Genomic DNA, 24793 nt, shown 5'->3' with positions numbered 1-24793 from the left:
GCCCCGCCCGTCACCGGGTACGCGCAGGGCCCGCACCTCGGACAAGGAGTGATCATGAGGTTGACGCACGCCCCGCTGCGCATCGCCATCGGCGCGTACATCCTGAACTCCGGGCTCTCCAAGCGGAACCTGGAGGGCGAGGCCGCGGCGGGGATGCACGGCATGGCGGTCGGCGCGCTGCCGCAGCTGCGCCAGATCCCGCCGGACCGGTTCGCCATGTTGCTGTCCCGCGCCGAAACGGCGCTGGGCGTGGCGTTGCTGGCGCCGTTCGTGCCGTCCCTGCTGGCCGGCGCCGGGCTGACCGCGTTCGGCGCCGGGCTGGTGCAGCTCTACCTCAAGACGCCCGGGATGCGGGAGGGCACCAGCCTGCGGCCCAGCCAGGCGGGCATCGGGCTGGCCAAGGACGTGTGGCTGGTCGGTGCGGGCCTGACGCTGGTGCTGGACTCGCTCATCCGCCGGCGGCGCTGACCCCCTCAGGCCGGCACGGGCACCGCGGCGCGTTCGGCGGCCAGCCGGCGGCGGGCGGCGTTGCGGTAGCGCAGCACCTGCACCGCGCCGAGCGCCCAGAGCAGGTACTGCACGGCGAACGCCCAGCGGAACGCCGACAGCGGCGGGGTGCCGGCGCCGGCCGGGGTGGCCAGGTCGAGCACCACGCCGACGGCGAGGATCAGCACGATCGACGCGACGAACCCGCCGACGTTGACGATCCCGGTGGCGCTGCCGATGCGGTGCACCGGGTTGAACGTCCGGGCGTAGTCGAACCCGATCACCGAGCCGGGGCCGTTGACCGCGAGGACCACCACCAGCGCCACCAGCAGCCCGTGCGGGGCGCGGCCGGGCCAGGCCAGCACCACCGCCCAGACGGCGGCGGTGGCGGCGGTGATGGTGAAGACGACCACCGAGCGGTGGAACGGGTGCCGGGCGCACAGGTGCGCCACCACCGGGCCGCACGCCAGGGTCACCAGCGTCATCAGGGTGAGCAACCCGGCCGCCGCGGTGGGTGAGAAGCCCTGCCCCTGCACGAGGAACGGGTAGCCCCACAGCAGCGCGAACACCGCGCCGGAGAACTGGGTGACGAAGTGCGTCCACAGGCCCAGGCGGGTGCCGGGCTGCGCCCAGGCGTCGGCCAGCTGCCGGCGTACGGTGGCCAGGTCGGGCGCGAGCGCGGTGGTGTGCTCGGCGTGCGGGGTGTCGCGGACCGCGACGAGGACGAGCAGCAGCACGGTGACGCCGAGCGCCGCCGCGGTGAGGAACGCCGGCGTCCAGCCGGCGTGGTGCAGCAGCGCCACCAGGGGTACGGCGCCGAGCACCGCGCCGAGCTGCCCGATGGTGCCGGTGAGCTGCACCAGCAGCGGGTTGCGCCGGCCGGGGAACCAGAACGCCACGATCCGCAGCACGCTGATGAACGTCATCGCGTCGCCGAGGCCGACCAGCACCCGGGCCGCGACCGCGAGGCGTACGTCGGTGGCGACGGCGAACACGAGCTGCCCGGCCACCATCAGCGCGGCGCCGGCCAGCAGCAGCCGGCGCGAGCCGTAACGGTCCAGCAGCACCCCGACCGGGATCTGCATGGCCGCGTAGACGGCGAGCTGGGCGACGGAGAAGGTGGCCAGCGCGGCGGCGTTGATGTGGAAACGGTCCGCCGCGTCGACCCCGGTGACGCCGAGCGAGCTGCGGTGGAACACGGCGGCCACGTACGCGGTCACGGCCACCGCGTAGATCAGGGCGGCCGGCCGGCGGGCGACGCTCACCGCAACGCCCCGAGCATGGTCGCGGCGGTGTCGATGTGGCCGGCGACGGCGTCGCGCCACGCCTGCGGGTCGTCGCCGTCGAGTGCGGCGAGCTGGCCGGCGTGCTCGGCCAGGGCGACCTCGGCCCAGCCGGGCGAGAGGCGGAAGCTGGCCTCGCCCATCCGCAGCTGCCGGTCGCGCAGCCGGTGGTAGAGCTCGGCCAGGATCTCGTTACCGGCGGCCTCCACGACGGCCGCGTGGAAGGCCCGGTCGGCGGCCATCAGCGCGGTGAGGTCGCCGGCGGCGTGTGCCCGGCGCATCTCGTCGAGCCAACGGGCCAGGTCGGCGCGGAGCGCGGCGCGACGTGGCCAGACCCGCTCGGCGGCGTGCAGCTCGACGAGGCGGCGGGCCTCGATGACGTCGGCGATCTCCCGGGCGGAGACCGGTCGGATCAACGCGCCCCGCTTCGGGTAGAGCCGGACCAGACCCTCGGACTCCAGCCGCAGCAGCGCCTCCCGCACCGGGGTGCGGGAGACCCCGGTGGCCTCGGCGATCTCGCCCTCGCTGACGAGCTGACCACCCGGGTAGACCTGTTCCAGGATCGCCTGCTTGAGGTGCCGGTAGGCCCGCTCGGCGGCGGACGGGACGGCGGGGCGCGCACCGGCGACCGGGCTGGGATGCGTCATGTATCTATGATGCGCCGCCGCGAGCGGGCGGGCGCCGCCGGCACCGGGGAGCGTGGCGCGGACCACGCGCCGGGGTCACGCCGCGGACGCGCCCGCCCAGAGGTCCCGCAGCAGGCTCTCCACCTCGGCGGTGCGCTCGATCTGCGGCATGTGCCCGGTGTCGCGGAACAGGTGGCCGCGCGCCCGGGGCAGCCGGCTCCGCGCGTACCCGAGGTGCGCGGCGGGCAGGATCAGGTCACGGTCGCCCCAGACGAGCAGGATGGGCAGGTCCAGCGCGGCGACCGCGTCGAGCAGCTCGGCGCGCCACTGCGGGCGTACCCCACGCCAGGTGCCCAGGTCGCGGACCAGCTCCCGCATCACCCGGGCGGCGTGCGGCTGCCGGGCCACCGCGAGCGCGGCGGCGATCCGCTCCTCGGTGACGTACGCCGGGTCGACGAAGATGGCCCGCTCGGTGCGGCGGGCGATCGCCGGGTGCGGGCGCAGCAGCAGCCGGGCCAGCGGGGGCACCGCGAGCAGCCGCAGCGCGACGGTCACCTCCTGGCCGAAGCCGGCGCTGTTGAGCAACGCCAGGCTGGCCGCCCGGTGCGGCGCGTCCACGGCCAGGCGCATGGCCACCGCCCCGCCGAGGGAGTTGCCGACCAGGTGGGCCGGGCCGGTGACGCCGGCCGCGTCCAGGAACCCGGCCACCGCCGCCGCGAGCGCCGGCAGCGTGTGCGTCCCGTCCAGCGGCGCGGAACCGCCGTGCCCGGGCAGATCGACGGCGAGCACCCGGTGGTCCCGGGCCAGCGCCGTGTGCAGCGCGGTGAAGTCGTCGAGCGTGCGGCCGATGCCGTGCAGCAGCAGCACCGGCGGGCCGTCGCCGGTGATCCGGCAGCGCATCCGCCGCCCGTCGACGGCGCGGTCGTCGGCCGGCGGCAGGGCGACGGTCACGCCGGCCGTCCGGGCTCCGCAGCGGCCGTCGGGGCCGGGTCGGTGGCGGGCGGGCGCGGTGCCGGCACCCGGGCCGGACGCGGGCGCATGCCCAGGGCCAGCACCTTGCCGTACCCGGCCGGCGCGATCCGGGCGAGCAGGTCGGGCAGCTTCGCCGACCAGCCGATCAGCACCCGGCCCCGACGCCGCCGCGCGCCGCGCAGGATCACCTCGGCGGCGGTCGCCGGGTCGATGGTGAGCAGTTTCTCGAACTGGCGGCGGCCGACCTCGTACTCCTCGACGGAGACGCCGCTGCCCACCCGGGCGCTGGCGGCGATCCGGGTCCGGATGCCGCCGGGATGCACCGAGGTGACGCCGATGCCGTCGTCGACCAGCTCGTGCCGCAGCGCCTCGGTGAAGCCGCGCACGGCGAACTTGCTCGCCGCGTACGCGGCCTGTCCGGCCGGGGCGATGAGGCCGAACAGGCTGGAGACGTTGACCAGGTGGGAACCCGGTTCGGTCTTGAGCGCGGGCAGCAGCGCGTGGGTCAACCGCACCACCGCCCGGAAGTTGATCTCGATGACCCAGAGGAACTCCTCCAGTGTCACCTGGTCGAACCGGCCGCCCAGCGCGACGCCGGCGTTGTTGACCAGCAGCCGGATCCGGGGATGCGCGCGGTGGATCTCCGCGGCCACCCGGTCCGTGGCGTCGGCGTCGGCGAGGTCGACCACGTGGGTCTGCACCCGCCGGTCGGGGTGGGCGGCCCGGATCGCCGCGACGACCGTCGCCAGGCCGTCGGCGTCCCGGTCGAGCAGGACCAGGTCCGCGCCGCGCCGGGCCAGCCCGTGGGCCAGCGCCGCGCCGATGCCGCTCGCCGCGCCGGTGAGCACCGCCGTGCCGCCGGCGAACTCCAGGTCACGCATCGGTTCCTCCCGAGGTCGCCACCGCCGCGGCGACCGGCGTGCCGGCCCGGGCGAACCGTACGCCGTCGGTCAGCGGACCGTGCCGCATCAGCCGTACGTCCCGGGGGTAGTTCTGGTGCAGCCGCCACGGCGCCTGCGGGCCCTGCTTGGGCAGCTGGTCGACGGCGCGCAGCACGTACCCGGACTTCAGGTCGATGATCGGCTCCAGGTCGTCGGTGTCCGGGGCGAGCGGGGTGACGATCTGCTGGCCGGTGTCGTCGAGGTGCCGCAGCAGCCGGCAGACGTAGGTGGCGACCAGGTCGGCCTTCAACGTCCAGGAGGCGTTGGTGTAGCCGATCGTCATGGCGAAGTTGGGCACCCCGGAGAGCATCATGCCCTTGTAGGCGATCGTCCGGGCCAGGTCGACCTCGGCGCCGTCGACCACCAGCGTCATGCCGCCGAGCGCCAGCAGGTTGAGGCCGGTGGCGGTGACCACGACGTCGGCCGGCAGCTCCGTGCCGGAGGCGAGCCGGATGCCGCGTTCGGTGAACGTCTCGATGGTGTCGGTCACCACCGCGGCCCGGCCCTCGCGCAGCGCGGTGAACAGGTCCCCGTCGGGCACCACGCAGAGCCGCTGGTCCCAGGGGTCGTAGCGGGGCGAGAAGTGCCGGTCGACGTCGTAGCCGACCGGGAGGCGACCCTTGGCGGCCCGGCGCAGGAACCGCTTCACCAGGCCGGGGGCGCGCCGGCTGAGCTGGAAGTTGGCCACCCCGAGCGTGACGTTCTTCCAGCGCGCCACCGCGTACGCGGCCTTCGGGGGCAGCCAGCGTCGCGCGGCGTCGGCGAACGGATCGCGCGACGGCAGCGAGATCACGTACGTGGGTGAGCGCTGGAGCATGGTGACGTGGGCGGCCCGCTCGGCCATCGCCGGGACCAGGGTGACCGCGGTGGCGCCGCTGCCGATCACCACCACCCGCCTGCCGGCGTAGTCCAGGTCGTCGGGCCAGTGCTGCGGGTGCACCAGCGTGCCGGCGTAGCGCTCGACGCCGGGGAACCGGGGCGTGTAGCCCTCGTCGTAGCGGTAGTAACCGGAGTTGGTGAACAGGAACGCGCAGGTGAGCGTCACGTCCTCGCCGGTGTCGTCGCGGTGCGCGCGCACGGTCCAGCGGGCGGTGGCGCTGTCCCACTCGGCGCGCACGACCCGGTGGCGGAAGCGGATGTGCCGCTCCACGTCGTACTCGCGGGCGGTCTGCCGCACGTACGCCCGGATCGAGTCGCCGTCGGCGATGGCCTTCGGGTCGGTCCACGGCTTGAACGCGTAGCCGAGGGTGTACATGTCCGAGTCGGAGCGGATGCCCGGGTAGCGGAACAGGTCCCACGTGCCGCCGATGGCGTCCCGGGCCTCCAGCACCGCGTAGGTCTTGCCGGGACACTCGCGTCCCAGGTGGACGGCGGCCCCGATGCCGGACAGGCCGGCACCGACGATGAGGACGTCGACGTGGTCGGAGGCCATGGCTTCTCCCGTTCTCCCCGCGGTTCTCCCGGCGGTGGACCGGACACTATCCACCGCCGTCGAGGCCAGTCAACACCCTGTCGATTCGATTCGACAGGGTGTCGAGCGGGTGTAGCATCGGCCGACATGACCAGTGCGCGCACGCCGACCGGGGCCGTACCGCGCGGGCGGCGGGCCGGCCGGTCCACCGGTGACGACCGGGAGACGGCGATCCTGGCCACCGCCGAGCGGCTGCTGCGCGAGCGCCCGTTCGGCGACATCTCCATCGACGACCTGGCCCGGGGCGCCGGCATCTCCCGCCCCACGTTCTACTTCTACTTCCCGTCGAAGGACGCGGTGCTGCTCACCCTGCTCGACCGGGTGACCGAGGAGGCGAACGCCGCCGCCGGCGACGTGCTCGACCGCCTCGCCGAGGACCCGCGCGCCCGCTGGCGGGAGCTGATCGCCCGGTTCCACGCCGCCTTCGGCGGCCACCGGGACGTGGTGCTTGCCTGCGCCCAGGTGCGTGGCACCAACGCCGAGGTGCGGCGGCTCTGGGCCGAGGTCCTGGAACGCTGGGTGCGCGCGGTGCAGGCCGCGATCGAGGTGGAACGCGCGCGCGGCGCGGCCCCGGACGGATTGCCCGCCCGGGACCTCGCCATCGCGCTCAACTCGATGAACGAACGGGTCTGGTACGCGACCTTCGCCGGCGACGGCCCGGCCGTGGCCGAGCGGGACGTCGTCGACGTGCTGCTCGACGTCTGGCTGACCGCGATCTACCGGACCACCACGCCACCGGTCAGGCCGCCCGCCGAAACTCCATGATCCAGTTGGTCTCCCAGGTACGCTCACCGTCGGTGGAGAACGCCTGCTCCCAACGGCAGGAGGTCGGCGTGATCGCCGACCAGAGGAACCGGCAGCGCACCGGCCGCCCCTCGTCGCTGTCGTCGGCGTAGAACGTGCCGACGCCGTCGGTGAACCGGCCCACCACCGGCGGCTGCTCCAGCACCCCGCGCCGGCTGTTCATCCACCAGATCGACCACAGCCCGGTCGCCGGGTCGAGCAGCCGCACGGTGGAGCCCGAGAAGCCCTGGGTCGGGAAGCGGATCTCGTCGAAGCTGCCGGCGCCGTCGAAGAACGAGCGTGCCTCGCTGGTGCCGGGGAACTCGTCCCAGTCGTCGCCGCCGACGTGGCGCTCCCGCAGCCGCCGGTTGGTCACGTCCCAGGTGCCGACGAAGAAGTCGAAGTCGCCCATCAGCGCCCCACCGGCCCCTCGGCGCGCGCGTCGGCCAGATAGCCGGCCAGGTCGGGTGTGTCCGGTGCGAGCACGTGCCGGATCCAGGCGGTCCGCTCGTGCTCGAGCACGCCCAGCTCCCAGACGCAGCCCACGCCGGGCCGGTCCAGGTCGACGAAGTGCGCCGGGTCGTCGTCCGGGCAGTCCAGCGCGGGCTGCCCGGCGATCGCGATGCGGCACTGGACGACGTTGTCGAAGAACCAGCTGTACGCCAGCAGGTACGCGCCGGTGTCCGCGCCCCGGTGCAGCACCACCCAGCTCGCCGGCGGGGTGGTGGGGTCCGGCGCGGGCAGCAGGGACGGCAGGTACGCGTAGGCGGCGTCGACCACCCGCGCCTCGAGCCGACGGTCCGGCTGGTCGATGTGGTAACGCTTGACGTGCCGGCCGGTGACCTCGACGGTTCCCGGCACGGTCAGCTCCTTGTCGTGGAAAGCCATGGCCGCACGGTAGGACCACTCCCCTGACAGCTACTGTCAGTGGAATGCGGGCCAGTCGACTCCTGTCCATCCTGCTGCTCCTGCAGGCGCACGGCCGCCTCACCGCCGCCGACCTGGCCGCCCGTCTGGAGGTGTCGGTCCGCACGATCTACCGGGACGTCGAGGCGCTGCACGCCGCCGGCATCCCGTTGTACGGCGAGGCCGGGCACGCCGGCGGTTACCGGTTGGTGGAGGGCTGGCGGACCCGGCTGACCGGCCTGACCGTCGAGGAGGCCGACCGGCTGCTCTTCGCCGGGCTCCCCGGTCCGGCCGCCGAGTTGGGCTACCAGTCGGTCGTGGCCGCCGTGCAGCTCAAGGTGCGTGCCGCGCTCCCGACCCCGCTGGCCGACCGGGCCGCGCGGCTGGAGCAGCGGTTCCACCTGGACACGCCGGGCTGGTACTCCGACGGCGACCCCTCGCCGCACCTGACCGAGGCCGCCGAGGCGGTGTGGCGGGAGCACCGGATCCGGGTGCGTTACCGCGGTTGGCGGGGCGAGGTGACGCGGGTGCTCGAACCGTACGGCCTGGTGCTCAAGGGCGGCCGCTGGTACGTGGTCGCCGCCCGGCCGGACCGGGCCGAGCCGGCCACCTACCGGGTCAACCAGATCCTCGACCTCACCCCGCTCGACGAACCGTTCGACCGGCCCGAGTTCGACCTGCCGGGCTGGTGGCGGGCGCACGTGGTCGCGTTCCGGGCCGGCCTGCACCGGGACGAGGCCGCCGTGCGGCTCTCGCCACGCGGGTTCGCGCGGCTGCGTGAGGTCGGCAGCGACGTGGTGGTCGCCGCGGCCGAGGCGAGCGCCGGCCCGCCCGACGAGGCGGGTTGGGTGCGGGCGGTGATTCCCATCGAGTCGCTGACCCACGCGCACGGCGACCTGCTCCGCCTCGGCGCCGAGGTGGAGGTCCTCTCCCCCGAGCCGCTGCGCCGCCGCCTGACCGAAACCGCAGCCGCCCTGACCGCCCTCTACCCCTCACCCTGACCCCGCCCCCTCCCCAGCCCTCGTCGATCAAGGAGTTTGCGTCCTCTCGGGCGCCTGAACTCGACGCAAACTCCTTGATCGACGGGCGAGGGTGGTCAGGGGAGGCAGTGGGCCAGGGTGGCCACGGCGCGGTCGATCTCCGAGGGGGCGGTGGCGGCGTAGCCGAGGACCAGGCCGGGCGGCTGCGGACGCTGGCCGTGCCAGGACAGCGGCTGCACCTTGACGCCCCGGCGCAACGCCTCGGCCGCCAGCGCGACGTCGTCCACCGCGTCGGGCAGTGTGACCAGCAGATGCAGGCCGGCGGCGGCGCCGTGCACCACCGCGCCGGGCAGGTGGGCCCGGACCGCCCGGATCATCGCGTCGCGGCGGCGCACGTGCCGGTGCCGCAGCATCCGCAGGTGCCGCTCCATCGCACCCGACTCCATCAGCTCGGCCAGCACGAGCTGCGGCAGCGCGGCGTTGCCGAGATCCGCCATCCGCTTGGCCGCCACCACGTCGGCGTGCAGCCGGGGCGGCACCAGCATCCAACCGATCCGCAGCGCCGGCGCCAGCAGCTTCGAGACACTGCCGGTGTAGCAGACCCGGTCCGGCAGCATGCCGCGCAACGCCGGCACCGGCGGTCGGTCGTAGCGGTGCTCGGCGTCGTAGTCGTCCTCCACCACCAGGCCGCCGTCGCGGGCCCAGGCCAGCAGCCGGCGACGCCGCTCGCCGTCGAGCACCACCCCGGTCGGGAACTGGTGCGCCGGCGTCAGCAGCACGGCCGGGGCCCCGGTGGCCGCCAGCAGGTCGACCCGCAGGCCCTGGTCGTCCACCGGCACCGGGGGGATCGCCAGCCCCCAGTTGGCCAGGTGCTGCCGGACGCCGAGCGACCCGGGATCCTCCACCGCGACCGTGTGCACGTCGTGGGCGTGCAGCACCTGGGCGAGCAGCCCGAGCGCCTGCGACACCCCGGCGACGACCACCACCTCGGCCGGGTCGACCCGGATGCCCCGGTTGCGGGCCAGCCAGTTGGCGACCGCGAGCCGCAGCGCCGGCGTGCCGGTCGGGTCACCATAGCCGAGGGCGGCGGGCGTCAGCCGGTCCAGCACGGTCCGCTCGGCGCGCAGCCAGGCCGCGCGGGGGAAGGCCGCCAGGTCCGGTACGCCGGGCGTCAGGTCCACCTCCGCCGGCGCCGCCCGCAGCGCGTCGAACACTTCGACGCCCGGCCGGCCGGTGAACACCTGCGGCGGGCGGCGCGGCGTGGGCGGCCGGCCCACCACGGCGGCCGGGGTGGCCACCACGACCGTCCCGGCCCGGCCCCGGCCGGCCACGTGGCCGTCCTCGCCCAACCGCTGGTAGGCCTCGGTGACCACGCCCCGGGAGACGCCCAGCTCACCGGCGAGCACCCGGGTGGCCGGCAGCCGTGCGCCCACCGGCACCCGGCCGTCGGCGATGGCGGCCCGCAGCCGGGCGGCCAGCCAGTCCGCTCGGCCGCCCGGCGGCGCCTGGCCGATGTCCAGCTGAAGGAAGTCGGCACCGGCCGTTATGGACCCCTCCGACGTGGTGTCTTTGGCCCTGCCCATGGGGCCATTATGGCCGCAGGCTGGACGGCATGAGTATCGCCTTTCTGCTGACCACGCTGGTCGTGGTGATCACCCCCGGAACCGGGGTGGTGCACACGATCGCCTCCGCGGTCGCCGCCGGACGCCGGGCCGGTCTCGTCGCCGCCGCCGGCTGCACGCTCAGCCTCGTCCCGCACCTGATCGCCGCGGTGACCGGTCTGGCCGCCCTGCTGCGCGCCGGCACCCCGGCGTTCCGGGTGGTGACCTGGCTGGGGGTGGCATACCTGCTCTGGATGGCCTGGTCGGCGCTGCGCGAACGCGGACCGCTGGTGGTGGACGGTGAGCGGGCGCCCCGCCCGGCGGCGACCGTGTTCCGTGACGGGGTCCTGCTGAACCTGCTGAACCCGAAGGTCACGGTCTTCTTCGTGGCGTTCCTGCCCCAGTTCGTGCCCCCGGACGCCCCCGCCGCCCCCGCCCGCATGCTGCTCTGCGGCCTGGTGTTCATGCTGGTCACGCTGGTGGTCTTCGCCGGGTACGCGCTCCTGGCCGGCGCGCTGCGCCGGCGTGTGCTGTCCCGACCTCGGCTCACCGCGCTGCTGCGACACGGCTTCGCGGGCAGCTTCCTCGCGCTGGGTCTCGGCCTGGCCCTCACCGCACGCTAAAACGCCTCCACGCCGCCCGTCCGGCCCTGCCCTTCACAGGTCGATCATGAAGTTGACGGCGCGAATTGCCTGATTCGACGCGGTCAACTTCATGATCGACAGATGGATGGGCGAGGGTGGCAACGGCGCGGTTGGGGAGCAGCGGGTCAGGTCGCCGGCCGGTCCGGGTCGTCGGCGCCCATGATCTCGTCGAACTCGGCCGGGCTGATCTCGCCGGTGCGCAGCCGGCGGGCGTTGGCGGCGAAGCGGGCCAGCGCGGCGCCGCGCGGATCGGGCGGGGTGAGCGGGCCGGCGGCGGCCGACGCGGACGGGTCGGTGTCGTCGACCGGCTCGGCGTGCAGCTCGCGCAGCGCGTCGGCCAGTCGCGCGTCGGCGGTGCCCCACCACCGTCGCGCCAGCTCGACGGTGCGGCCGAGGGAGTCCTCCCCCACCCGCTCGGCCCGCAGCTCGGCGCGCATCATGCGCAGGAAGACCACGGTCACGGCATCGGAGTCGTCGGCGATCACGGGCGCACCCTAACCGCCCGGTACGACGAAACCCCGGCCGCCTCCGCCCGGGGGCGCGATGATCGGGACATGGCGCACCGACCGGCCCGGGGACACCGCTGCGTGCCGCACACCGCCGACGTCCGGATCGAGGCGTGGGCGCCGGATCGGGAGGGCTGCGTGGCCGAGGCGGTGGCGGCGCTCGTCGACACGTTCGTGGACACCGCCTCGGCGACGGCGACCGGGTCCTCGGAGTTCCGGGTGCCGCCGGCCCACGACGGTGACCTGCTGGTCGGCGTCCTCGACGAGGTGATCTTCCGGATGGAGACCGAGGGCGAACTGCCGCTCGGCACGGAGGTCCACCCGGCCGCCGACGGCGGCCTCACGGTGCGGTGGCGCACCACCGGCACGGACGCGGTCGAGTTGGTCGGCGCCGTGCCGAAGGCGGTGTCGCTGCACGAGCTGCGGTTCGGGCCGGCGCCGGGCGGCTGGGAGTGCGCGGTGACGCTGGACGTGTGAGCCCGCTCAGCCCTTGACCACGCCGAGCGGGACCAGCCGGGCCACCTTCGCGCACAGGCCGGCGCCCTCGGCCACGGCCACCACGGCGGCCACGTCCTTGTACGCCTCCGGCATCTCCTCGGCCAGGCCGCGCCGGGACGCTCCGCGCACCTCGACGTCCCGCGCCGCCAGCTCGCGCCGCGGGTCGTGCCCGCGTACCGCCCGGCTGGCCTGGGTGCGGCTGCGGACGCGGCCCGCGCCGTGGCAGGTCGAGGCCCAGGCCGGCGCGTCCGGCACGCCGGTGAGGACGTACGAGGCGGTGCCCATCGAGCCCGGGATGAGCACCGGCTGGCCCACCGGACGCAGATCATCGGGCAGGTCGGGATGGCCGGGCGGCAGGGCCCGGGTGGCACCCTTGCGGTGTACGCAGAGCCGGCGCGACGTCCCGTCCACCCGGTGCTCCTCGATCTTGGCGAGGTTGTGCGACACGTCGTACACCAGGTCGAGGTCGCAGCCGACGACCCGGGCGAAGACCTGGCGCGCGGCGTGGGCCAGCAGCTGCCGGTTGGCCCGGGCGTAGTTGGCCGCCGCCGCCATCGCCCCCAGGTACGCGCGCCCCTCGGGCGAGGTGACCGGCGCGCAGGCCAGCTGCCGGTCCGGCACGTCGATGCCGTACCCCGGCATCACGCCTTCCATGGCCCGCACGTGGTCGGTGCAGATCTGGTGGCCCAGCCCGCGCGAACCACAGTGGATCATCACGCACACCTGCCCGGCGCGCAGCCCGAACGCGGCGGCGACCGGCTCGTCGTAGACCTCCTCGACGGCCTGCACCTCCAGGAAGTGGTTGCCCGAGCCGAGGCTGCCGACCTGGCCGGCGCCGCGCTCGACCGCCCGCGTGCTCACCCGCGCGGGGTCGGCGTCGGCGACCGCGCCCCGGTCCTCGCAGCGGTCCAGGTCCCGGGGCACGCCGAAGCCACGCTCGACCGCGTACCGGGAGCCGCCGCGCAGCACCGCGTCCAGCTCGGCCCGGTCGCCCAGGTGCCACACCGCGCCGCGGCCCATGCCGCGCGGGGTGGACTCCCCGAGTCCGTCCATGAGCGCGGCCAGCCGGGGGCGCAGGGCCGCCCGGTCCAGGTCCGCGGTGAGCAGCCGCACCCCGCAGGAGATGTCGAAGCCGACGCCGCCGGGCGAGACCACACCACCGGCCGCCACGTCGGTGGCCGCCACCCCGCCAATGGGGAAACCGTAGCCCCAGTGCACGTCCGGCATGGCGTACGAGGCGCCGACGATGCCGGGCAGCGTGGCCACGTTCGCGACCTGCTCCAGGGACCGGTCCGACCCGGCGTCGGGCAGCAGCGCGGGCGAGGCGTACACCACGCCCGGGACCCGCATCTCCTCGCGCCGGTCGATCCGGAACCGGTACGGCGACTCCTCGACCAGGTCCATGGTGGGCCGGCTACCCGCCCCCCGGACCGCTACACGCGGGTTCGCGTCACCTCTTCCGGGTGACCGGCCCGAGCGGAATGTGGGTTGGTGGCCACCCGGGCTGCCTAAGGTGACGCCCATGGGGCATCACGCCGAGGCGGGCGGGAACCGCTACCGGCGGTTGCGTGTCGTCAACGTGCTGGTCGGTGCGCTGCTGGCCGCCGAAGGTGCCTGGATGTGGGCGGCCAGCAACGACCTGTCCCTGCCGGTGACCGCGTCGTACCTGACGGCGGACCCGGTGACCCTGCGGGACGCCACCGTCCCGGACGTGGCCTTCCGGATCGCCGTCGGGCCGGCGGTGGCGGTGTTCCTGCTGCTCGCCGCGGTCGACCACGTCGTGACCGCCGCCCCACGCGTGCACCGCTGGTACGAGCGCAACCTGGATCGGCGGGCCAACTACGCGCGATGGATCGAGTACTCGGTCAGCGCGTCGATCATGATCGTGCTGATCGGTCTGTTCGTCGGGATCCGTGATCTCGCGGCGGTGATCGGGATCTTCGCCGCGAACACCGCGATGATCCTGTTCGGTCTCCTGATGGAGCGGCAGCAGACACCGGGCCGTGCCGACTGGAGCGCGTTCTGGTTCGGTTCGCTGGTCGGCGCGGCGCCCTGGCTCGCGATCGCCGTCTACGTCGCCCAGCCGCCGGAGATTCCCGGTTTCGTGTGGGCGATCATCATCGTGCAGTTCCTGCTCTTCGCGACCTTCGCGGTCAACATGGCGCTGCAGTACACCCGGCGCGGCCGGTGGCGGGACTACCGCTACGGCGAGGTCTCGTACCTCGTGCTCAGCCTGGCGGCCAAGTCCGCGCTGGCCTGGCTCATCTACGCCAACGTGCTCCGCGGCTGAGGTCGTCAGCGGTTGAGGTAGCCGGCGAGGCCGCCGAGTTCCTCGCTGGCGATGAACACCGACCGGACGTGGAGAATCGCCTCCTCGACGTGGATCGGGCAACCCCACGCCGAGTCGCCCCACGAATCGGCGACCTTGATCTCGGCCGCGGCGGTGCATCCCGGGTCCCCGCCGAGCTGGCAACGCTCGGGGCGTGGCCGGGCGGCCTGCGCGGCGGCGGCGGCACGCATTCGGGCCGCGAGTTCCGCGGCGGTGGCGGCGCGCCGCTCGGCCTCGCCGCGCAGTTCCCGCTCCGCGCGCACCGCCTCGGCCAGCTGGTCGTGGGCGGCTCTGGCGCGGGCCTCGGCGGCCACCTTCGCCTGTTCGATGTGGTGGCGTTCGATGGCCAGGGCCGCGGTGCCGGTGAAGACCTGGATCAGGGCGAGATCCGTGTCCTTCGGGATCCGCGGCGTGCGGTGGTAGATGGCGAAGGTGCCCAGCAGGCTGCCGTCGCGCGCCAGGATCGGTGTCGACCAGCAGGCGGCCAGCCCGGCCCGCTCGGCGAGCCCGCGGAAGTCGTCCCAGAACGGATCGGCGGCGATGTCGGTGACGATGACCGGTTCGCGCCGGTGGGCGGCCGTGCCGCAGGAGCCCACGCCCTCGCCGGTGGCGATCCCATCGATGGCCTGGTTGTAGAAGTCGGGCAGGCTCGGCGCGGCGCCGTGGCGCAGGTGCCGGCCGTCGGGGTCGGCGAGCAGAACGGAGACGAGCACCTCCTGCGGGGCCAGGTTCTCGATGCAGCGGGCCATGCCGTCGAGCACCTCGGGCAGGGGCGCCTGGCGGGCGATCTGCTCCAGCAGGGCACGGTGCTCGGCCATCAGCCGCTGGGCGTGCTTGACCTGGGTGGTCTCCACGCCGATCACCCGGATCCCGGTCACGGCGCCGTCGGCGTCGTGACGCGGCTCGTAGGTGAAGTCGAAGAATGCCTCCCGCGCCTGTGCGCCGGCGCCGAGCACCACCCGGGCGTCCCGACCGGTGTAGGGCTCTCCCGTGCGGTAGACCTCGTCCAACAGCGCGAGGAAGCCCTGTTCCGCCAACTCGGGCATCAACTCGGCGATGGCCACCCCGGTGCGCGCCCGCTCCTCACCGATGGTGGCGAGGAACGCCGGATTCGCTGCCTCCACCACGTGCGTGGGTCCGGCAAGCGCGGCGAAGACGGCGATGGACTGCCCGAACAGCTGCCGCAGATCGTCCTCCGCGGCATGGCCCGCGTTCGGTCGAGTCGCTGGAGCGGGTCGCTGGCCTGGTACCGCCGTCATGCTGTGGTTCCCTCTCAGTACGGCCGGGTCGAACCGGGGACGGCTCACCGTGGTGACGGTCGCCAGCGTACGGGGAAGTCGGGGAGGCCACCCGACCGCCGGTCCGCGCCCCGCCGTGAGCCTCGCCCGACCGCGGTCGCCGCCCGGCCCGGGTCAGGTGCGTCCGGCCTCCGCCGCGTCGAGCGGTGTTCCGCTCTCCGGGTGGTGGCAGGCGGTGAGTTGGGTGCCGCCGTCGCGGGTGGTCAGGGCGGGTGTTTCGGTGGCGCAGCGGTCGGTGGCTTTCCAGCAGCGGGTGCGGAAGCGGCAGCCGCTGGGTGGGTCCAGGGGGGTGGGGACGTCGCCGGTGAGGCGGATACGGCCGGCGGGGCCGAGGGTGGTGACGTCGGGGATGGCCGAGAGCAGGGCGCGGGTGTAGGGGTGTTGCGGGCGGGTGTAGATGGTGTCGCGGTCGCCGATCTCGACGATGGTGCCGAGGTACATGACGGCGACGCGGTGGCAGAAGTGCCGGACCACGGCCAGGTCGTGGGCGATGAACACGAACGCCAGGTCGAGGTCGCGTTGCAGGTCGCGCAGGAGGTTGATGACCTGGGCCTGGATGGACACGTCGAGGGCGCTCACGGGTTCGTCGGCGACGATGAGTTTGGGTTTGAGGGCCAGGGCGCGGGCGATGCCGATGCGTTGGCGTTGTCCGCCGGAGAACTCGTGCGGGTAGCGGTTGTAGTGCTCGGGGTTGAGTCCGACCAGTTCCAGCAGTTCCTGTACGCGTTTCTTGACGCCGCCGGGTGGGGTGATGTTGTTGACCTGCAGGGGCATGGCCACGATCCGCCCGACGGTGTGGCGGGGGTTCAACGACGCGTACGGGTCCTGGAAGATGATCTGCAGGTCCTGCCGCAGCGGCCGCAACGCGCCTCGGCGGGCGTGGGTGATGTCCCGCCCGGCGAAGGTGATGCTGCCGGCGGTGGGTTCCAGCAGCCGCACCAGCATCCGCCCGGTCGTGGTCTTCCCACACCCCGACTCCCCGACCAGACCCAACGTCTCGCCCGGGCGGACGTCGAAGTCCAGACCGTCGACCGCCCGCACCGCCGCCTTACCCCGTAGGCCCTGCCGCACCGGGAAGTGCTTGGTCAGCCCTCGCACCGACAGCAACGGCTCAGCCGCGATCCGGGCGGCGCCGCCCGGTTCGCGGCCCGCCTCCGACGTGCCGGCCACCGGCGTGTGTCCGTTCGGCACAACGTTCATCGGGCCACCCCCACCTGGGCTACCTCGTCGCGGTAGATCCGCTCCCGCGCGGCGACCGGCAGATGACACGCCACCAGATGCCCTGCCACCCCCGCCGAACCCAGCTCCGGTACCTCGGTGCGGGACCGGTCGCCGTTGACGTCGGCATAGCGGCAGCGGGGATGGAACGCGCACCCCGGCGGCAGGTTGATCAACGACGGCGGGTTGCCGGGGATCGGCACCAGGTCCGCGTCCGCGTCACCGTGCAACGACGGCACGCTCGACAACAACCCCCACGTGTACGGGTGCTGCGGCCGCCGCAACACCTGCTCCACACTGCCGTGCTCCACCGCCCGACCGCCGTACATGACAAGCACGTCGTCGGCCACCTGACCGACCACACCCAGATCGTGGGTGATCAGGATGATCGCCGAACGGAACTCCTCCTGAAGATCATTGAGCAGGTCCAGGATCTGCGCCTGCACCGTCACATCCAACGCCGTCGTCGGCTCGTCGGCGATCACCAGATCCGGATCGTTGACCAGGGCCATCGCGATCATCGCCCGCTGCCGCATCCCGCCGGAGAACTCGTGCGGATACTGCTCGAACCGCCGCGCCGGCTGCGGAATCCCCACCCGGCCCAACATGTCCACCGCCCGCGCACGCGCCTCCCGCCTACCGGCCTTCGGGTGGTGCACCCGGTACGCCTCGGCGATCTGCTTCCCGACCGTGTAGTATGGGTGCAACGCGGAGAGCGGATCCTGGAAGATCATCGCCATGTCCCGACCCCGCAGCCGCCGCACCTCCTCCTCCGGCAGACCCACCAACTGACGCCCACCCACCGAGATCTCCCCGGTGATGGACGCCCGCTTGGAGTTGTGCAGACCCAGAATCGCCAACGACGTGACGCTCTTACCGGAACCGGACTCGCCCACGATCCCGAGCGTGCGACCCCGCTCCACGGCGAACGACACCCCGTCCACAGCCCGGACCACACCGTCCTCGGTGTCGAACCGCACCCGCAGATCCCGGACCCGCAGGTACGGATCCTCGCCGCGTCGCGGCGCCGGAAACTCCACCATGTCGAACCCTCCCGTCAGTTCAGCCGGACCCGCGGGTCGATGACCGCGTACAGCACGTCGACGACGATGTTGGCGACCACGATGAACACCGCCGCCAGCAGCACGGTCGCCATCACCACCGGCAGGTTGAGGAACTGCACCGCCTCCACGGTGGCCTTGCCGAGACCCTGGAGGCCGAAGATGGTCTCGGTGATGAACGTGCCGCCCAGACTGGTGCCGATGTCCAGCCCGGCGATGGTGACGATCGGGGTGATCGCCGCGCGCAACGCGTGGCGGGTGTGCACCTGCCGCGCGGAGAGCCCCTTGGCCCGGGCGGTCCGCACGAAGTCCTCGGACAGCGTCTCCAGCATCTGCGCCCGGGACAGCCGGGCGTAGAGCGCCGAGTTGAGGAAGCCCAGCGTCATCCAGGGCAGCAGCAGACCGGCCGCCCACCGCAGCGGGCTCTCGGTCAGCGGCGTGTAGCTGGGGAACGGCAACAGCCCGGTGGAGTAGACCAGCAGGTAGAGCAGGATCAGCCCGAAGAAGTAGACCTGCATGGACGCCCCGGCGAGCGTGACGCCGATCGCGGCGCGGTCGAACGCCGTACCCCGGCGCAGCGCCGACACCATGCCCAGGGAGACGCCCAGGGCCAGCCAGAGCACGGCGCCGCCGAGGACGATGCTGAACGTCACCGGGGCGCGTTGGGCGACGATCTCGGTGACCGGTTGGTTGTTGCGGAACGAGAAACCGAGGCAGGGCGCCGGACAGTCCTGGCGGAAGTCACCCTCGCCGTAGGTGCGACCGACGAACACGCCTCGGACGAAGTCCGTGTACTGCCGGGGCAGCGGACGGTCGATGCCGAGCCGCTGCTCGACCTGGGCGATGTCCGCGGCCGTGCAGTTCTTGCCGCACATCACCTTCGCCGGGCTGCTCGGCACCGCGAAGAAGAGACCGAAGGTGACCAGGCTGATGACGACCAGGGTCAAGACGGCGACGAGCAGCCGTCGGACGACGAAACGGAGCACGGGAAACACCTCCCCCGGGTGGGGCGGGGACGGCCGGCGCGGCCGCCCCCGCCGACGGTCACTGCTTCACGTAGATGCCGTTGAGCGAGATGATGCCGAACGCGTCACTGAGGAAGGCGTTGCCGACCTTCGAGCCGTGCAACTCGTAGGTGGCGTCGTAGTAGCAGGGCACGACCGGGGCGTACTCCTCCATGATCTTGCGGTCGAGGGCCATCCAGCCGGCGTCCTGCTCCGCGGCGGGCAGGTTGCGGACCCGGTCGATCTCCGCGCTGACCGACGGCTGGTTCAGGTACGACAGGTTCTGGTTGCCCTCGGCCACGATCTCGCGGCCGTCGTAGACCGGCGGGATGACGGTCGAGCCGGTCGGCCAGTCGGAACCCCAGCCGCTGAGGTAGATGTCGTACGGGTTGTCCTTGCGGCCGATCTCGTCGTAGTAGCTGCTGTTGTCGATCGGCTTCATCACGACGTCGAAGCCCATGTCGGTGAGGTTCTTGCGCAACGCCTCGGCCTGCTGGGTCCGCAGCTCCAGGTTGGAGTGGGCCAGCACCAGCTTGGGCCGCTTGCCGGCGAGCAGCTCGGTGACCTTGGCCTTGTCCCCGGTGACCGGGGCATTGAACAGGTCGTACTTGGCGAAGCCGGCGGTGGTCGGCGACATCAGCGTGGTGGCCGGCGTGCCAGCGGCCTGACCGCCGAGCACCTTCAGCAGCGCGTCCTTGTCGACGGCGTAGTTCAGCGCCCGGCGTACGCCCAGGTCGGTGACCCGCTGCGTGTTGATGCTCAGCACCCAGTTGTACTGCGTCGGGCCCTTCACCACCCGGTCGACGACGCCGGCCCCGGTGGTCCGGGGCAGCACGGACGGCGGCACGTCGGACCAGCTCAGCGCCGCCTGGTCGGCCGCGCCGTCGGCGACCAGGCGCTCGGCGATCTGGGCCTGCTCGAGCCCGAACGTCATCCGGATCGCGTCCGGGTAGGCGTTGCGGATCGGGTCGGTCGCCGGGTCCCAGTTCGGGTTGCGCTCCAGCTCCAGGGCGACGTCGCGCTGGTAGGACTTCACCTGGTACGGACCGGACGAGAAGGGCCGCAGATCGTAGCCGGCCCGGGTGTCCTTCGCGGCGGGCACCGGCGCGCTGGTGGGCAGCGCGGCCGCGTACGGCAGGTCGCAGTGCGCCTGCGGGAAGGTGAACCGCACGGTCCGGTCGTCGGGCGTCTCGACGCCGTCGGGCACCGGCCTGCCCCCGTCGTACGGCCCCTTGTAGGTGGCGTTGTACACCCCGCCCGGGTAGAGCCACTGCTGGATGTAGTGCGGGCCCTCGTTGAGGTTCGACGCGAACGACCGGGCGATGCCGTGGGCGACGTCCTTGCTGGTAACCGCAGAGCCGTCCTCGTACTTCACGCCGTCGCGGAGGGTGAACTCCCAGACCTTGCAGTCGCCGTTGACGTCCTTGCCGGGGTTGGTCGCCAGGTCGCCGACGAGCAGCAGCCTGCCGCTGCCGTCCTCCTTGTAACCGTTGAGGGCGCGGTAGAGCAGGCCGCCGGCGACCTGCTGCACGTTGACGTAGTTGCGGGCCGGGTCGAGGTGTTCGAAGTCGGCCGGTTGCATGACGGTCAGCGTGCCGCCCCGGGTCGCCCCGTCCACGGCCTTCGCCGGGCCCTTGTTGTCGGCGGCCTCGTAGGAGATCGAGCCGCTCTGGGTCTTCGTCTCCTGGTCGTCGCCGCCGCCGTCGTCGGTGGTGGGGCTGCAGCCGGCGGCGACCAGTGCCGCCGCGGCGAGGACACCGGTCAGTGTCCGGGTTCGTGCGCGCACGGTGTGCTCCCTTCCTCGCCCGGTCGGCCCCCGCCGGCCGGGCACGTGAATGGCCGTGGGGACTACCGGGTGGAGCGGGGATCCAGCGAGTCGCGCAGGGCGTCACCGAGCAGGTTGAACGCCAGGACCAGCAGGAAGATCGTCAACCCGGGGAACAGGGTGTACCAGGGGTCGCTCGCGACGTAGCCGATGCTGTTGAAGATCATGCGGCCCAGGTCGGGCGTGGGTTCGGTGACGCCGATGTTGACGAACGCCAGGGCAGCCTCGATGGCGATGAACTGGGGCACCATCAGCGAGACGGTGACCAGGATCGGCGCCCAGATGTTCGGCAGCAGCTGACGCAGCAGGATGTGCCCGGTGCCGGCGCCGGCCGCTCGGGCGGCCTCGACGAACTCCCGCTCCCGCAGGGAGATCACCTGCCCGCGCACCAGGCGCGCCGTGTACGTCCAGCTGAACAGCCCGAAGGTGGCGACGATCAGGGCCACCCGGAAGGCCGGCGACGGCGCCTCCCGGTCGGTGTAGAAGCGGTCCTGCAGGATCGGAATCACGGCGAGCGCGAAGATGAGGAACGGGAACGCCAGGGTGAGGTCGATCAGCCAGTTGACGACGCTGTCCAGCCACCCTCGGGCCCACCCGGCCAGGATGCCGACCGCGACCCCGATGCACGACGCCACGGCAGCCGAGGCGAATGCGATGAACAGCGACGTGCGCAGGCCGTAGACCAATTGGAGCAGGATGTCGCGACCACTGCCCGGCTCCAGCCCGAGCCAATGGTCGGCGCTGATTCCACCGGCGTAACCGATCGGCATTCCGAAATCGTTGAGCCGGCCGACGAACTTGTCGGTCGGGTCGATTCCGGTGAGGCGGCTCAGCAGCGGCGCCCCGAGTGCGACCAGGGCGGCGACGGTCAGCGTGACGGCGCTGGCCCGGGCCGTACGGTCCCGCTTGAGACGCAGCCAGGCGAGCTGGTTCGGCGACCGACCGACAAATTCGCGGCGGCCGGTGGGCGGCGTGTTCCCGGCCTCGACCGCCGGTTCCCCCGCGCCCGGACGGCCGGGTTCGGTCAAGGACGGCGGGTGGGAAAGGTCGCTCATGGGGGAGTCCTCCCGACGGGTCGAAAACGCCCTGCCACCCGACGGTAATGCGCACTCCGACACCGAAAGGAATCGTTACGGTAACGGCCGTTCCGGTTGTCGCGCATAGACAACGATCCGGCCTACGGAAAGCATCGGCGCAATAACGGCGCGATTCGGTTGTCAGCCGTTCAGGCATCCCTTCCCCGTTTTCGGAATGCGGTGCGCCGGAGCGCGGACACGGTTGTCAGCCGATCGGGCATTCCCGCGCGCCGATGTCACAGGCACCGGCCGCTCGGGTCGGGTGGTGTAACACTTCGTGACGCTTCGCGTTCACACCGTCCACCTAGGGTTCTCGGCGGCCCGGTTCACCCGACGTCCGGGCCACCCATCGGCCCATACCCGGGCCCCGACGGAAGGACCACCCATGCCCTTCGCCCGACGTACCGCCGCCCTGGCCCTGGCCGCCGCGCTCGGCGCCCTCGCCGCGGTGACCGCCGCCGGTCCGGCCGCCGCGGCGCCGCGCCCCGGCCCGGAGACGCCCTCGGTGCTGCTGCTCACCGTCGACGCCGGTGACACCGACGTCCGCGCCACCGTGCTCGTCTGCGGGCCCGCCGGCGGCCTGCACCCCGACCCGGTCGCCGCCTGCCGGCTGGTCGCCCGCGTCGACGGCCACCTCGACGCGCTCGACGTCGATGCCGACCCCTGCACCTCCCAGTACGCCCCGGTGGTCGCCCGGGCGGTGGGCTTCTGGCAGGACCGCCCGGTCACCTACACCCGCACCTTCGCCAACGCCTGCCTGCTGCGCCGCGCCACCGCCACCCTCTTCACCTTCTGACCCGCCCGACCCACCCCGGGACCCACCCGACTCCGTCGATCATGAAGTTGGCGGCATCCGGTGACCGATATGTCGCCGCCAACTTCATGATCGACGCTCTCGGCGGGGGTGGTTCGGGGGTGGGTGGGGGTGTGGGATCGGCGGGCGGAGAATGGGCGGGAGCTGGGCGGGGCGTTGGTGCGGGAGGAGATGCGGTGGTGGCGAGCGGTGGGGTCGCGGGAACGCGGGAGCTGCGAGCGGACTGCGCGCGATGCGCGGGCGTCTGCTGCGTCGCGCCGGCGTTCGCCGCGTCGGCCGACTTCGCCGTCGACAAGCCGGCCGGGCAGCCGTGCCCGAACCTGCGCGCCGACTCGCGCTGCGGCATCCACGGCGAGCTGCGGCAACGGGGCTTCCCGGGGTGCACCGTCTTCGACTGCTTCGGCGCCGGCCAGCACCTCACCCAGGGCACCTTCGCCGGCCGCGACTGGCGGACCGACCCGGCCACCGCGCGGCGGATGTTCGACACGTTCGCGGTGCTGCGACCGCTGCACGAGCTGCTCTGGTACCTGACCGAGGCGGTCCGCCTCACCCCGCCCGGCCCGCTGCGCGACGACCTGACCGCCGCGCTCGACGAGACCGGCCGGCTCACCGACGGGACCCCGGAGGAACTGCTCGCCCTCGACGTCGACGCCCACCGGAACACGGTCAACCGGCTGTTGTCGCGCGCCGGCGAGCAGGCCCGCGCCGGCCGGGCCGGGGCCGACCGGCGGGGCGCGACGCTGATCGGCGTCGACCTGCGCGGCGCCGCGTTGACCGGGGCGAACCTGCGGGGCGCCTGTCTGATCGGTGCGGACCTGCGCGGCGTACGGCTCGGCGCCGCCGACCTGACCGGCGCGGACCTGCGCGGGGCCGACCTGCGCGGCGCCGACCTGGGCGAGTGCCTGTTCACGCACCAGTCGCAGCTCGACGCCGCGCGCGGCGACCACCGCACGGTCCTTCCGCCCGGCCTACGCCGCCCCGCCCACTGGTCCCTGACCGTCACCTCGGCGCGCCCGTCCCGCGCCCGCCGACGACCCCGCTGACCCCACCCCTCCCCACCCGCCCGTCGGCCCGCCACCCCACCCACCGGCACGGACACACGGCCTCGCGACAGCCTCGCACTCGCCTTGATCAAGGAGTTTCCGTCGGTTCGCACGCGATCCATGACGGAAACTCCTTGATCAACGCGGGCGGGACGGTCGTGCGCCCCGACGGCCTGGTCCGAGATCTTGGTACGGGGCGGCCCTCATAGGGGCGCCTGCGTACCACGATCTCCAGGGTGTTCCGGAATTCGGGGCGCTGGTCCCGTGCTGCGGGAAGGGGCGGCGGGTCGGGAGGGCGAGGGCGGGAGGACTGGGGCGGGGGCGCGGGGTGGGTTTTTCTGGGGTGGGGGTGGGTAGGCGGCGGGGACGGCGCTCGACCGACGGGAGGCGGACCGGTGGGATATCGGGCACGCGACGGCGAGGAACCGGTCGACCCGGCGCACGCCGAGGACGAGGCGGGGCAGGTCCCCCTGGTCCAGGTGGCGGCGGACACGGACGTGCCGGCCCCCGCACCGGACGCGCCGCCGCCGGACGAGGTGACCGAGGACGACGGGTCCGGGATGGCCGGCGGGGCCTCCGGCAGCAGTTCCGGCGGCTCCTCGATGCCGACCCACCCCGACGCGGCCCGCTGAACGTTTGCCGCCACCCGCTTCGGGCAGGAGTGCGACATGACCAGTGAAGAGTCCTTCGGCCGCGCCACCACCGACGAACCGGACGGCGCCACCGCGTACGAGGCGTCCCTGCGGCCGCCGGGTGAGTCCCTGCACAGCACCGACGACACCGGCGACGACTTCGCCGACCTGCCGGCCGAGGACCGGCGCTCGGCGCGGGACACCAGCCGGGCCGGCTACGACGTGGACGCGGTCTCCGGCACCGCCGACCCGGCCGACGGGCCGGAGGAGATCGAGGAGGGCCGCCCGCTGCGCTGAGCGGACGCCGCGCGCGGGGTGGCCGGTGCGCCGCCCCGCGCCTCGGTCATGCCCCGGTTGGCCAGCGCGTCGGCGCGTTCGTTCTCCGGGTGCCCGTTGTGCCCCTTGACCCACAGCCAGGTGACGTCGTGCCGGGCGCACGCGGCCTCCAGCTGCTGCCACAGGTCGGCGTTCTTCACCGGCTGCTTCGCCGCGGTCAGCCAGCCGTTGCGCTTCCACGCGTTCAGCCAGCCGGTGATGCCGTTGCGCACGTAGGTGCTGTCGGTGTGCAGCCGCACGGTGACCGGGCGGGTCAGGCTCTCCAGCGCCCGGATGGCGGCGGTCAGCTCCATCCGGTTGTTGGTGGTGGGGGTCGCCTCGCCGCCGCACAGCTCCCGCTCGTGCCCGCCCCAGCGCAGCACCGCGCCCCAGCCGCCCGGCCCGGGATTGCCGCTGCACGCGCCGTCGGTCCAGATCTCCACGACCCGGCCGGAATCCGCCTCCGCCATGCCCGGCAACC

Annotated in this window: 27 protein-coding genes; 10 read left to right on the top strand and 17 right to left on the bottom strand. The window is 73.4% G+C overall.

The annotated features are described in order from the left end of the window. Positions 1 to 54: 54 nt before the first annotated feature. Entirely contained in the window at positions 55 to 468 is a 414-nt protein-coding gene (locus COO58_RS10350; RefSeq protein ID WP_098746235.1) for a hypothetical protein, read from the top strand. Positions 469 to 473: 5 nt separating this feature from the next. Here COO58_RS10350 and COO58_RS10345 read toward each other — a convergent pair whose 3' ends face one another. From COO58_RS10345 to COO58_RS10325, 5 genes are all read right to left on the bottom strand, one after another. After that, positions 474 to 1751, bottom strand: coding sequence for a nitrate/nitrite transporter (locus COO58_RS10345; RefSeq protein WP_098744778.1), 1278 nt, complete (start codon positions 1749 to 1751; stop codon positions 474 to 476). Then, on the bottom strand, positions 1748 to 2416 hold the full coding sequence (locus COO58_RS10340; protein ID WP_098744777.1) for a GntR family transcriptional regulator: 669 nt from the start codon (positions 2414 to 2416) through the stop codon (positions 1748 to 1750). Before COO58_RS10340 ends, COO58_RS10345 begins: the two co-directional genes overlap by 4 nt. Before the next feature lie 75 nt (positions 2417 to 2491). After that, entirely contained in the window at positions 2492 to 3346 is an 855-nt protein-coding gene (locus COO58_RS10335) for an alpha/beta fold hydrolase (RefSeq protein ID WP_098744775.1), read from the bottom strand. Then, positions 3343 to 4248: an SDR family oxidoreductase gene (locus COO58_RS10330; RefSeq protein WP_091574358.1), complete on the bottom strand. Its 906-nt coding sequence runs from the start codon at positions 4246 to 4248 to the stop codon at positions 3343 to 3345. The genes COO58_RS10335 and COO58_RS10330 overlap by 4 nt, the downstream gene beginning before the upstream one ends. Further along, entirely contained in the window at positions 4241 to 5740 is a 1500-nt protein-coding gene (locus tag COO58_RS10325; protein WP_098744774.1) for an NAD(P)/FAD-dependent oxidoreductase, read from the bottom strand. Before COO58_RS10325 ends, COO58_RS10330 begins: the two co-directional genes overlap by 8 nt. Positions 5741 to 5866: 126 nt before the next feature. Here COO58_RS10325 and COO58_RS10320 point away from each other — a divergent pair, with 126 nt between their 5' ends. Continuing rightward, the gene (locus tag COO58_RS10320; RefSeq protein ID WP_091574356.1) at positions 5867 to 6544 is read left to right on the top strand and encodes a TetR/AcrR family transcriptional regulator; all 678 of its coding nucleotides are present in this window, start codon (positions 5867 to 5869) and stop codon (positions 6542 to 6544) included. Here COO58_RS10320 and COO58_RS10315 read toward each other — a convergent pair. Together COO58_RS10315 and COO58_RS10310 are read right to left on the bottom strand one after the other, a co-directional pair. Then, positions 6519 to 6974 carry a hypothetical protein gene (locus COO58_RS10315; protein ID WP_091574355.1) on the bottom strand — a complete coding sequence of 152 codons (456 nt, stop codon included), beginning with the start codon at positions 6972 to 6974 and terminating at the stop codon, positions 6519 to 6521. The two genes, COO58_RS10320 and COO58_RS10315, sit on opposite strands and share 26 nt — an antisense overlap. Continuing rightward, on the bottom strand, positions 6974 to 7450 hold the full coding sequence (locus COO58_RS10310; RefSeq protein ID WP_098744772.1) for a hypothetical protein: 477 nt from the start codon (positions 7448 to 7450) through the stop codon (positions 6974 to 6976). Before COO58_RS10310 ends, COO58_RS10315 begins: the two co-directional genes overlap by 1 nt. A gap of 44 nt (positions 7451 to 7494) precedes the next feature. On the opposite strand from COO58_RS10310, the gene COO58_RS10305 reads away from it, so the two are divergent. Next, the gene (locus COO58_RS10305) at positions 7495 to 8469 is read left to right on the top strand and encodes a YafY family protein (protein WP_098744771.1); all 975 of its coding nucleotides are present in this window, start codon (positions 7495 to 7497) and stop codon (positions 8467 to 8469) included. 95 nt (positions 8470 to 8564) lie between these two features. Here COO58_RS10305 and COO58_RS10300 read toward each other — a convergent pair whose 3' ends face one another. Next, positions 8565 to 10031 carry a PLP-dependent aminotransferase family protein gene (locus tag COO58_RS10300; protein WP_091574352.1) on the bottom strand — a complete coding sequence of 489 codons (1467 nt, stop codon included), beginning with the start codon at positions 10029 to 10031 and terminating at the stop codon, positions 8565 to 8567. 29 nt (positions 10032 to 10060) lie between these two features. Here COO58_RS10300 and COO58_RS10295 point away from each other — a divergent pair, with 29 nt between their 5' ends. Beyond that, complete coding sequence (locus COO58_RS10295) at positions 10061 to 10672, top strand: LysE family translocator (RefSeq protein WP_091574351.1); 612 nt, start codon at positions 10061 to 10063, stop codon at positions 10670 to 10672. Positions 10673 to 10818: 146 nt separating this feature from the next. Here the strand turns inward: COO58_RS10295 and COO58_RS10290 are convergent, their stop codons facing one another. After that, positions 10819 to 11178, bottom strand: coding sequence for a hypothetical protein (locus tag COO58_RS10290; RefSeq protein ID WP_091574350.1), 360 nt, complete (start codon positions 11176 to 11178; stop codon positions 10819 to 10821). A 69-nt stretch (positions 11179 to 11247) separates the two neighbouring features. Between COO58_RS10290 and COO58_RS10285 the strand changes: the two genes are divergently transcribed. Then, the gene (locus COO58_RS10285; RefSeq protein WP_091574349.1) at positions 11248 to 11676 is read left to right on the top strand and encodes an archease; all 429 of its coding nucleotides are present in this window, start codon (positions 11248 to 11250) and stop codon (positions 11674 to 11676) included. 6 nt (positions 11677 to 11682) lie between these two features. On the opposite strand, the gene COO58_RS10280 is transcribed toward COO58_RS10285, so the two are convergent. Continuing rightward, positions 11683 to 13101, bottom strand: a complete 1419-nt coding sequence (locus COO58_RS10280; RefSeq protein WP_091574348.1) for an RtcB family protein — start codon at positions 13099 to 13101, stop codon at positions 11683 to 11685. Between the two features lie 118 nt (positions 13102 to 13219). Here COO58_RS10280 and heR point away from each other — a divergent pair, with 118 nt between their 5' ends. Continuing rightward, a complete protein-coding gene (heR, locus tag COO58_RS10275; RefSeq protein WP_091574347.1) occupies positions 13220 to 13987 on the top strand; it encodes a heliorhodopsin HeR in 768 nt (255 codons plus the stop codon). A gap of 5 nt (positions 13988 to 13992) precedes the next feature. Here heR and COO58_RS10270 read toward each other — a convergent pair whose 3' ends face one another. The 6 genes from COO58_RS10270 to COO58_RS10245 all read right to left on the bottom strand — a co-directional run bounded on the left by COO58_RS10270 (position 13993) and on the right by COO58_RS10245 (position 21487). Beyond that, positions 13993 to 15285, bottom strand: a complete 1293-nt coding sequence (locus COO58_RS10270) for a GAF domain-containing protein (protein WP_098744769.1) — start codon at positions 15283 to 15285, stop codon at positions 13993 to 13995. A gap of 153 nt (positions 15286 to 15438) precedes the next feature. Next, positions 15439 to 16446: an ABC transporter ATP-binding protein gene (locus COO58_RS10265; protein ID WP_098746233.1), complete on the bottom strand. Its 1008-nt coding sequence runs from the start codon at positions 16444 to 16446 to the stop codon at positions 15439 to 15441. A 74-nt stretch (positions 16447 to 16520) separates the two neighbouring features. Further along, positions 16521 to 17585, bottom strand: a complete 1065-nt coding sequence (locus tag COO58_RS10260) for an ABC transporter ATP-binding protein (RefSeq protein ID WP_098744768.1) — start codon at positions 17583 to 17585, stop codon at positions 16521 to 16523. Positions 17586 to 17599: 14 nt separating this feature from the next. Then, positions 17600 to 18589 (bottom strand): ABC transporter permease, encoded by a 990-nt coding sequence (locus tag COO58_RS10255; protein WP_091574343.1) that lies wholly within the window; start codon positions 18587 to 18589, stop codon positions 17600 to 17602. A gap of 58 nt (positions 18590 to 18647) precedes the next feature. Further along, positions 18648 to 20393, bottom strand: coding sequence for an ABC transporter substrate-binding protein (locus COO58_RS10250; RefSeq protein WP_098744766.1), 1746 nt, complete (start codon positions 20391 to 20393; stop codon positions 18648 to 18650). 62 nt (positions 20394 to 20455) lie between these two features. Continuing rightward, complete coding sequence (locus COO58_RS10245) at positions 20456 to 21487, bottom strand: ABC transporter permease (RefSeq protein WP_098744765.1); 1032 nt, start codon at positions 21485 to 21487, stop codon at positions 20456 to 20458. 406 nt (positions 21488 to 21893) lie between these two features. Between COO58_RS10245 and COO58_RS10240 the strand changes: the two genes are divergently transcribed. The 4 genes from COO58_RS10240 to COO58_RS10225 all read left to right on the top strand — a co-directional run bounded on the left by COO58_RS10240 (position 21894) and on the right by COO58_RS10225 (position 24294). Next, complete coding sequence (locus tag COO58_RS10240; protein ID WP_091574340.1) at positions 21894 to 22304, top strand: SSI family serine proteinase inhibitor; 411 nt, start codon at positions 21894 to 21896, stop codon at positions 22302 to 22304. A gap of 197 nt (positions 22305 to 22501) precedes the next feature. Continuing rightward, complete coding sequence (locus COO58_RS10235) at positions 22502 to 23365, top strand: pentapeptide repeat-containing protein (RefSeq protein ID WP_369700197.1); 864 nt, start codon at positions 22502 to 22504, stop codon at positions 23363 to 23365. Between the two features lie 395 nt (positions 23366 to 23760). Next, complete coding sequence (locus COO58_RS10230; RefSeq protein ID WP_091574339.1) at positions 23761 to 23997, top strand: preprotein translocase YidC; 237 nt, start codon at positions 23761 to 23763, stop codon at positions 23995 to 23997. Between the two features lie 36 nt (positions 23998 to 24033). Then, complete coding sequence (locus COO58_RS10225) at positions 24034 to 24294, top strand: hypothetical protein (protein WP_091574338.1); 261 nt, start codon at positions 24034 to 24036, stop codon at positions 24292 to 24294. On the opposite strand, the gene rnhA is transcribed toward COO58_RS10225, so the two are convergent. Next, positions 24213 to 24782: a ribonuclease HI gene (gene rnhA, locus COO58_RS10220; protein ID WP_091574337.1), complete on the bottom strand. Its 570-nt coding sequence runs from the start codon at positions 24780 to 24782 to the stop codon at positions 24213 to 24215. The genes COO58_RS10225 and rnhA overlap by 82 nt on opposite strands. Positions 24783 to 24793 lie beyond the last annotated feature (11 nt).

The organism is Micromonospora sp. WMMA1996 (assembly GCF_002573675.1).
Taxonomy (GTDB): Bacteria; Actinomycetota; Actinomycetes; order Mycobacteriales; family Micromonosporaceae; genus Micromonospora; species Micromonospora sediminicola.
Note: the sequence above shows the minus strand (reverse complement) of the source record. Positions and strands in the feature narration are given on the sequence as shown.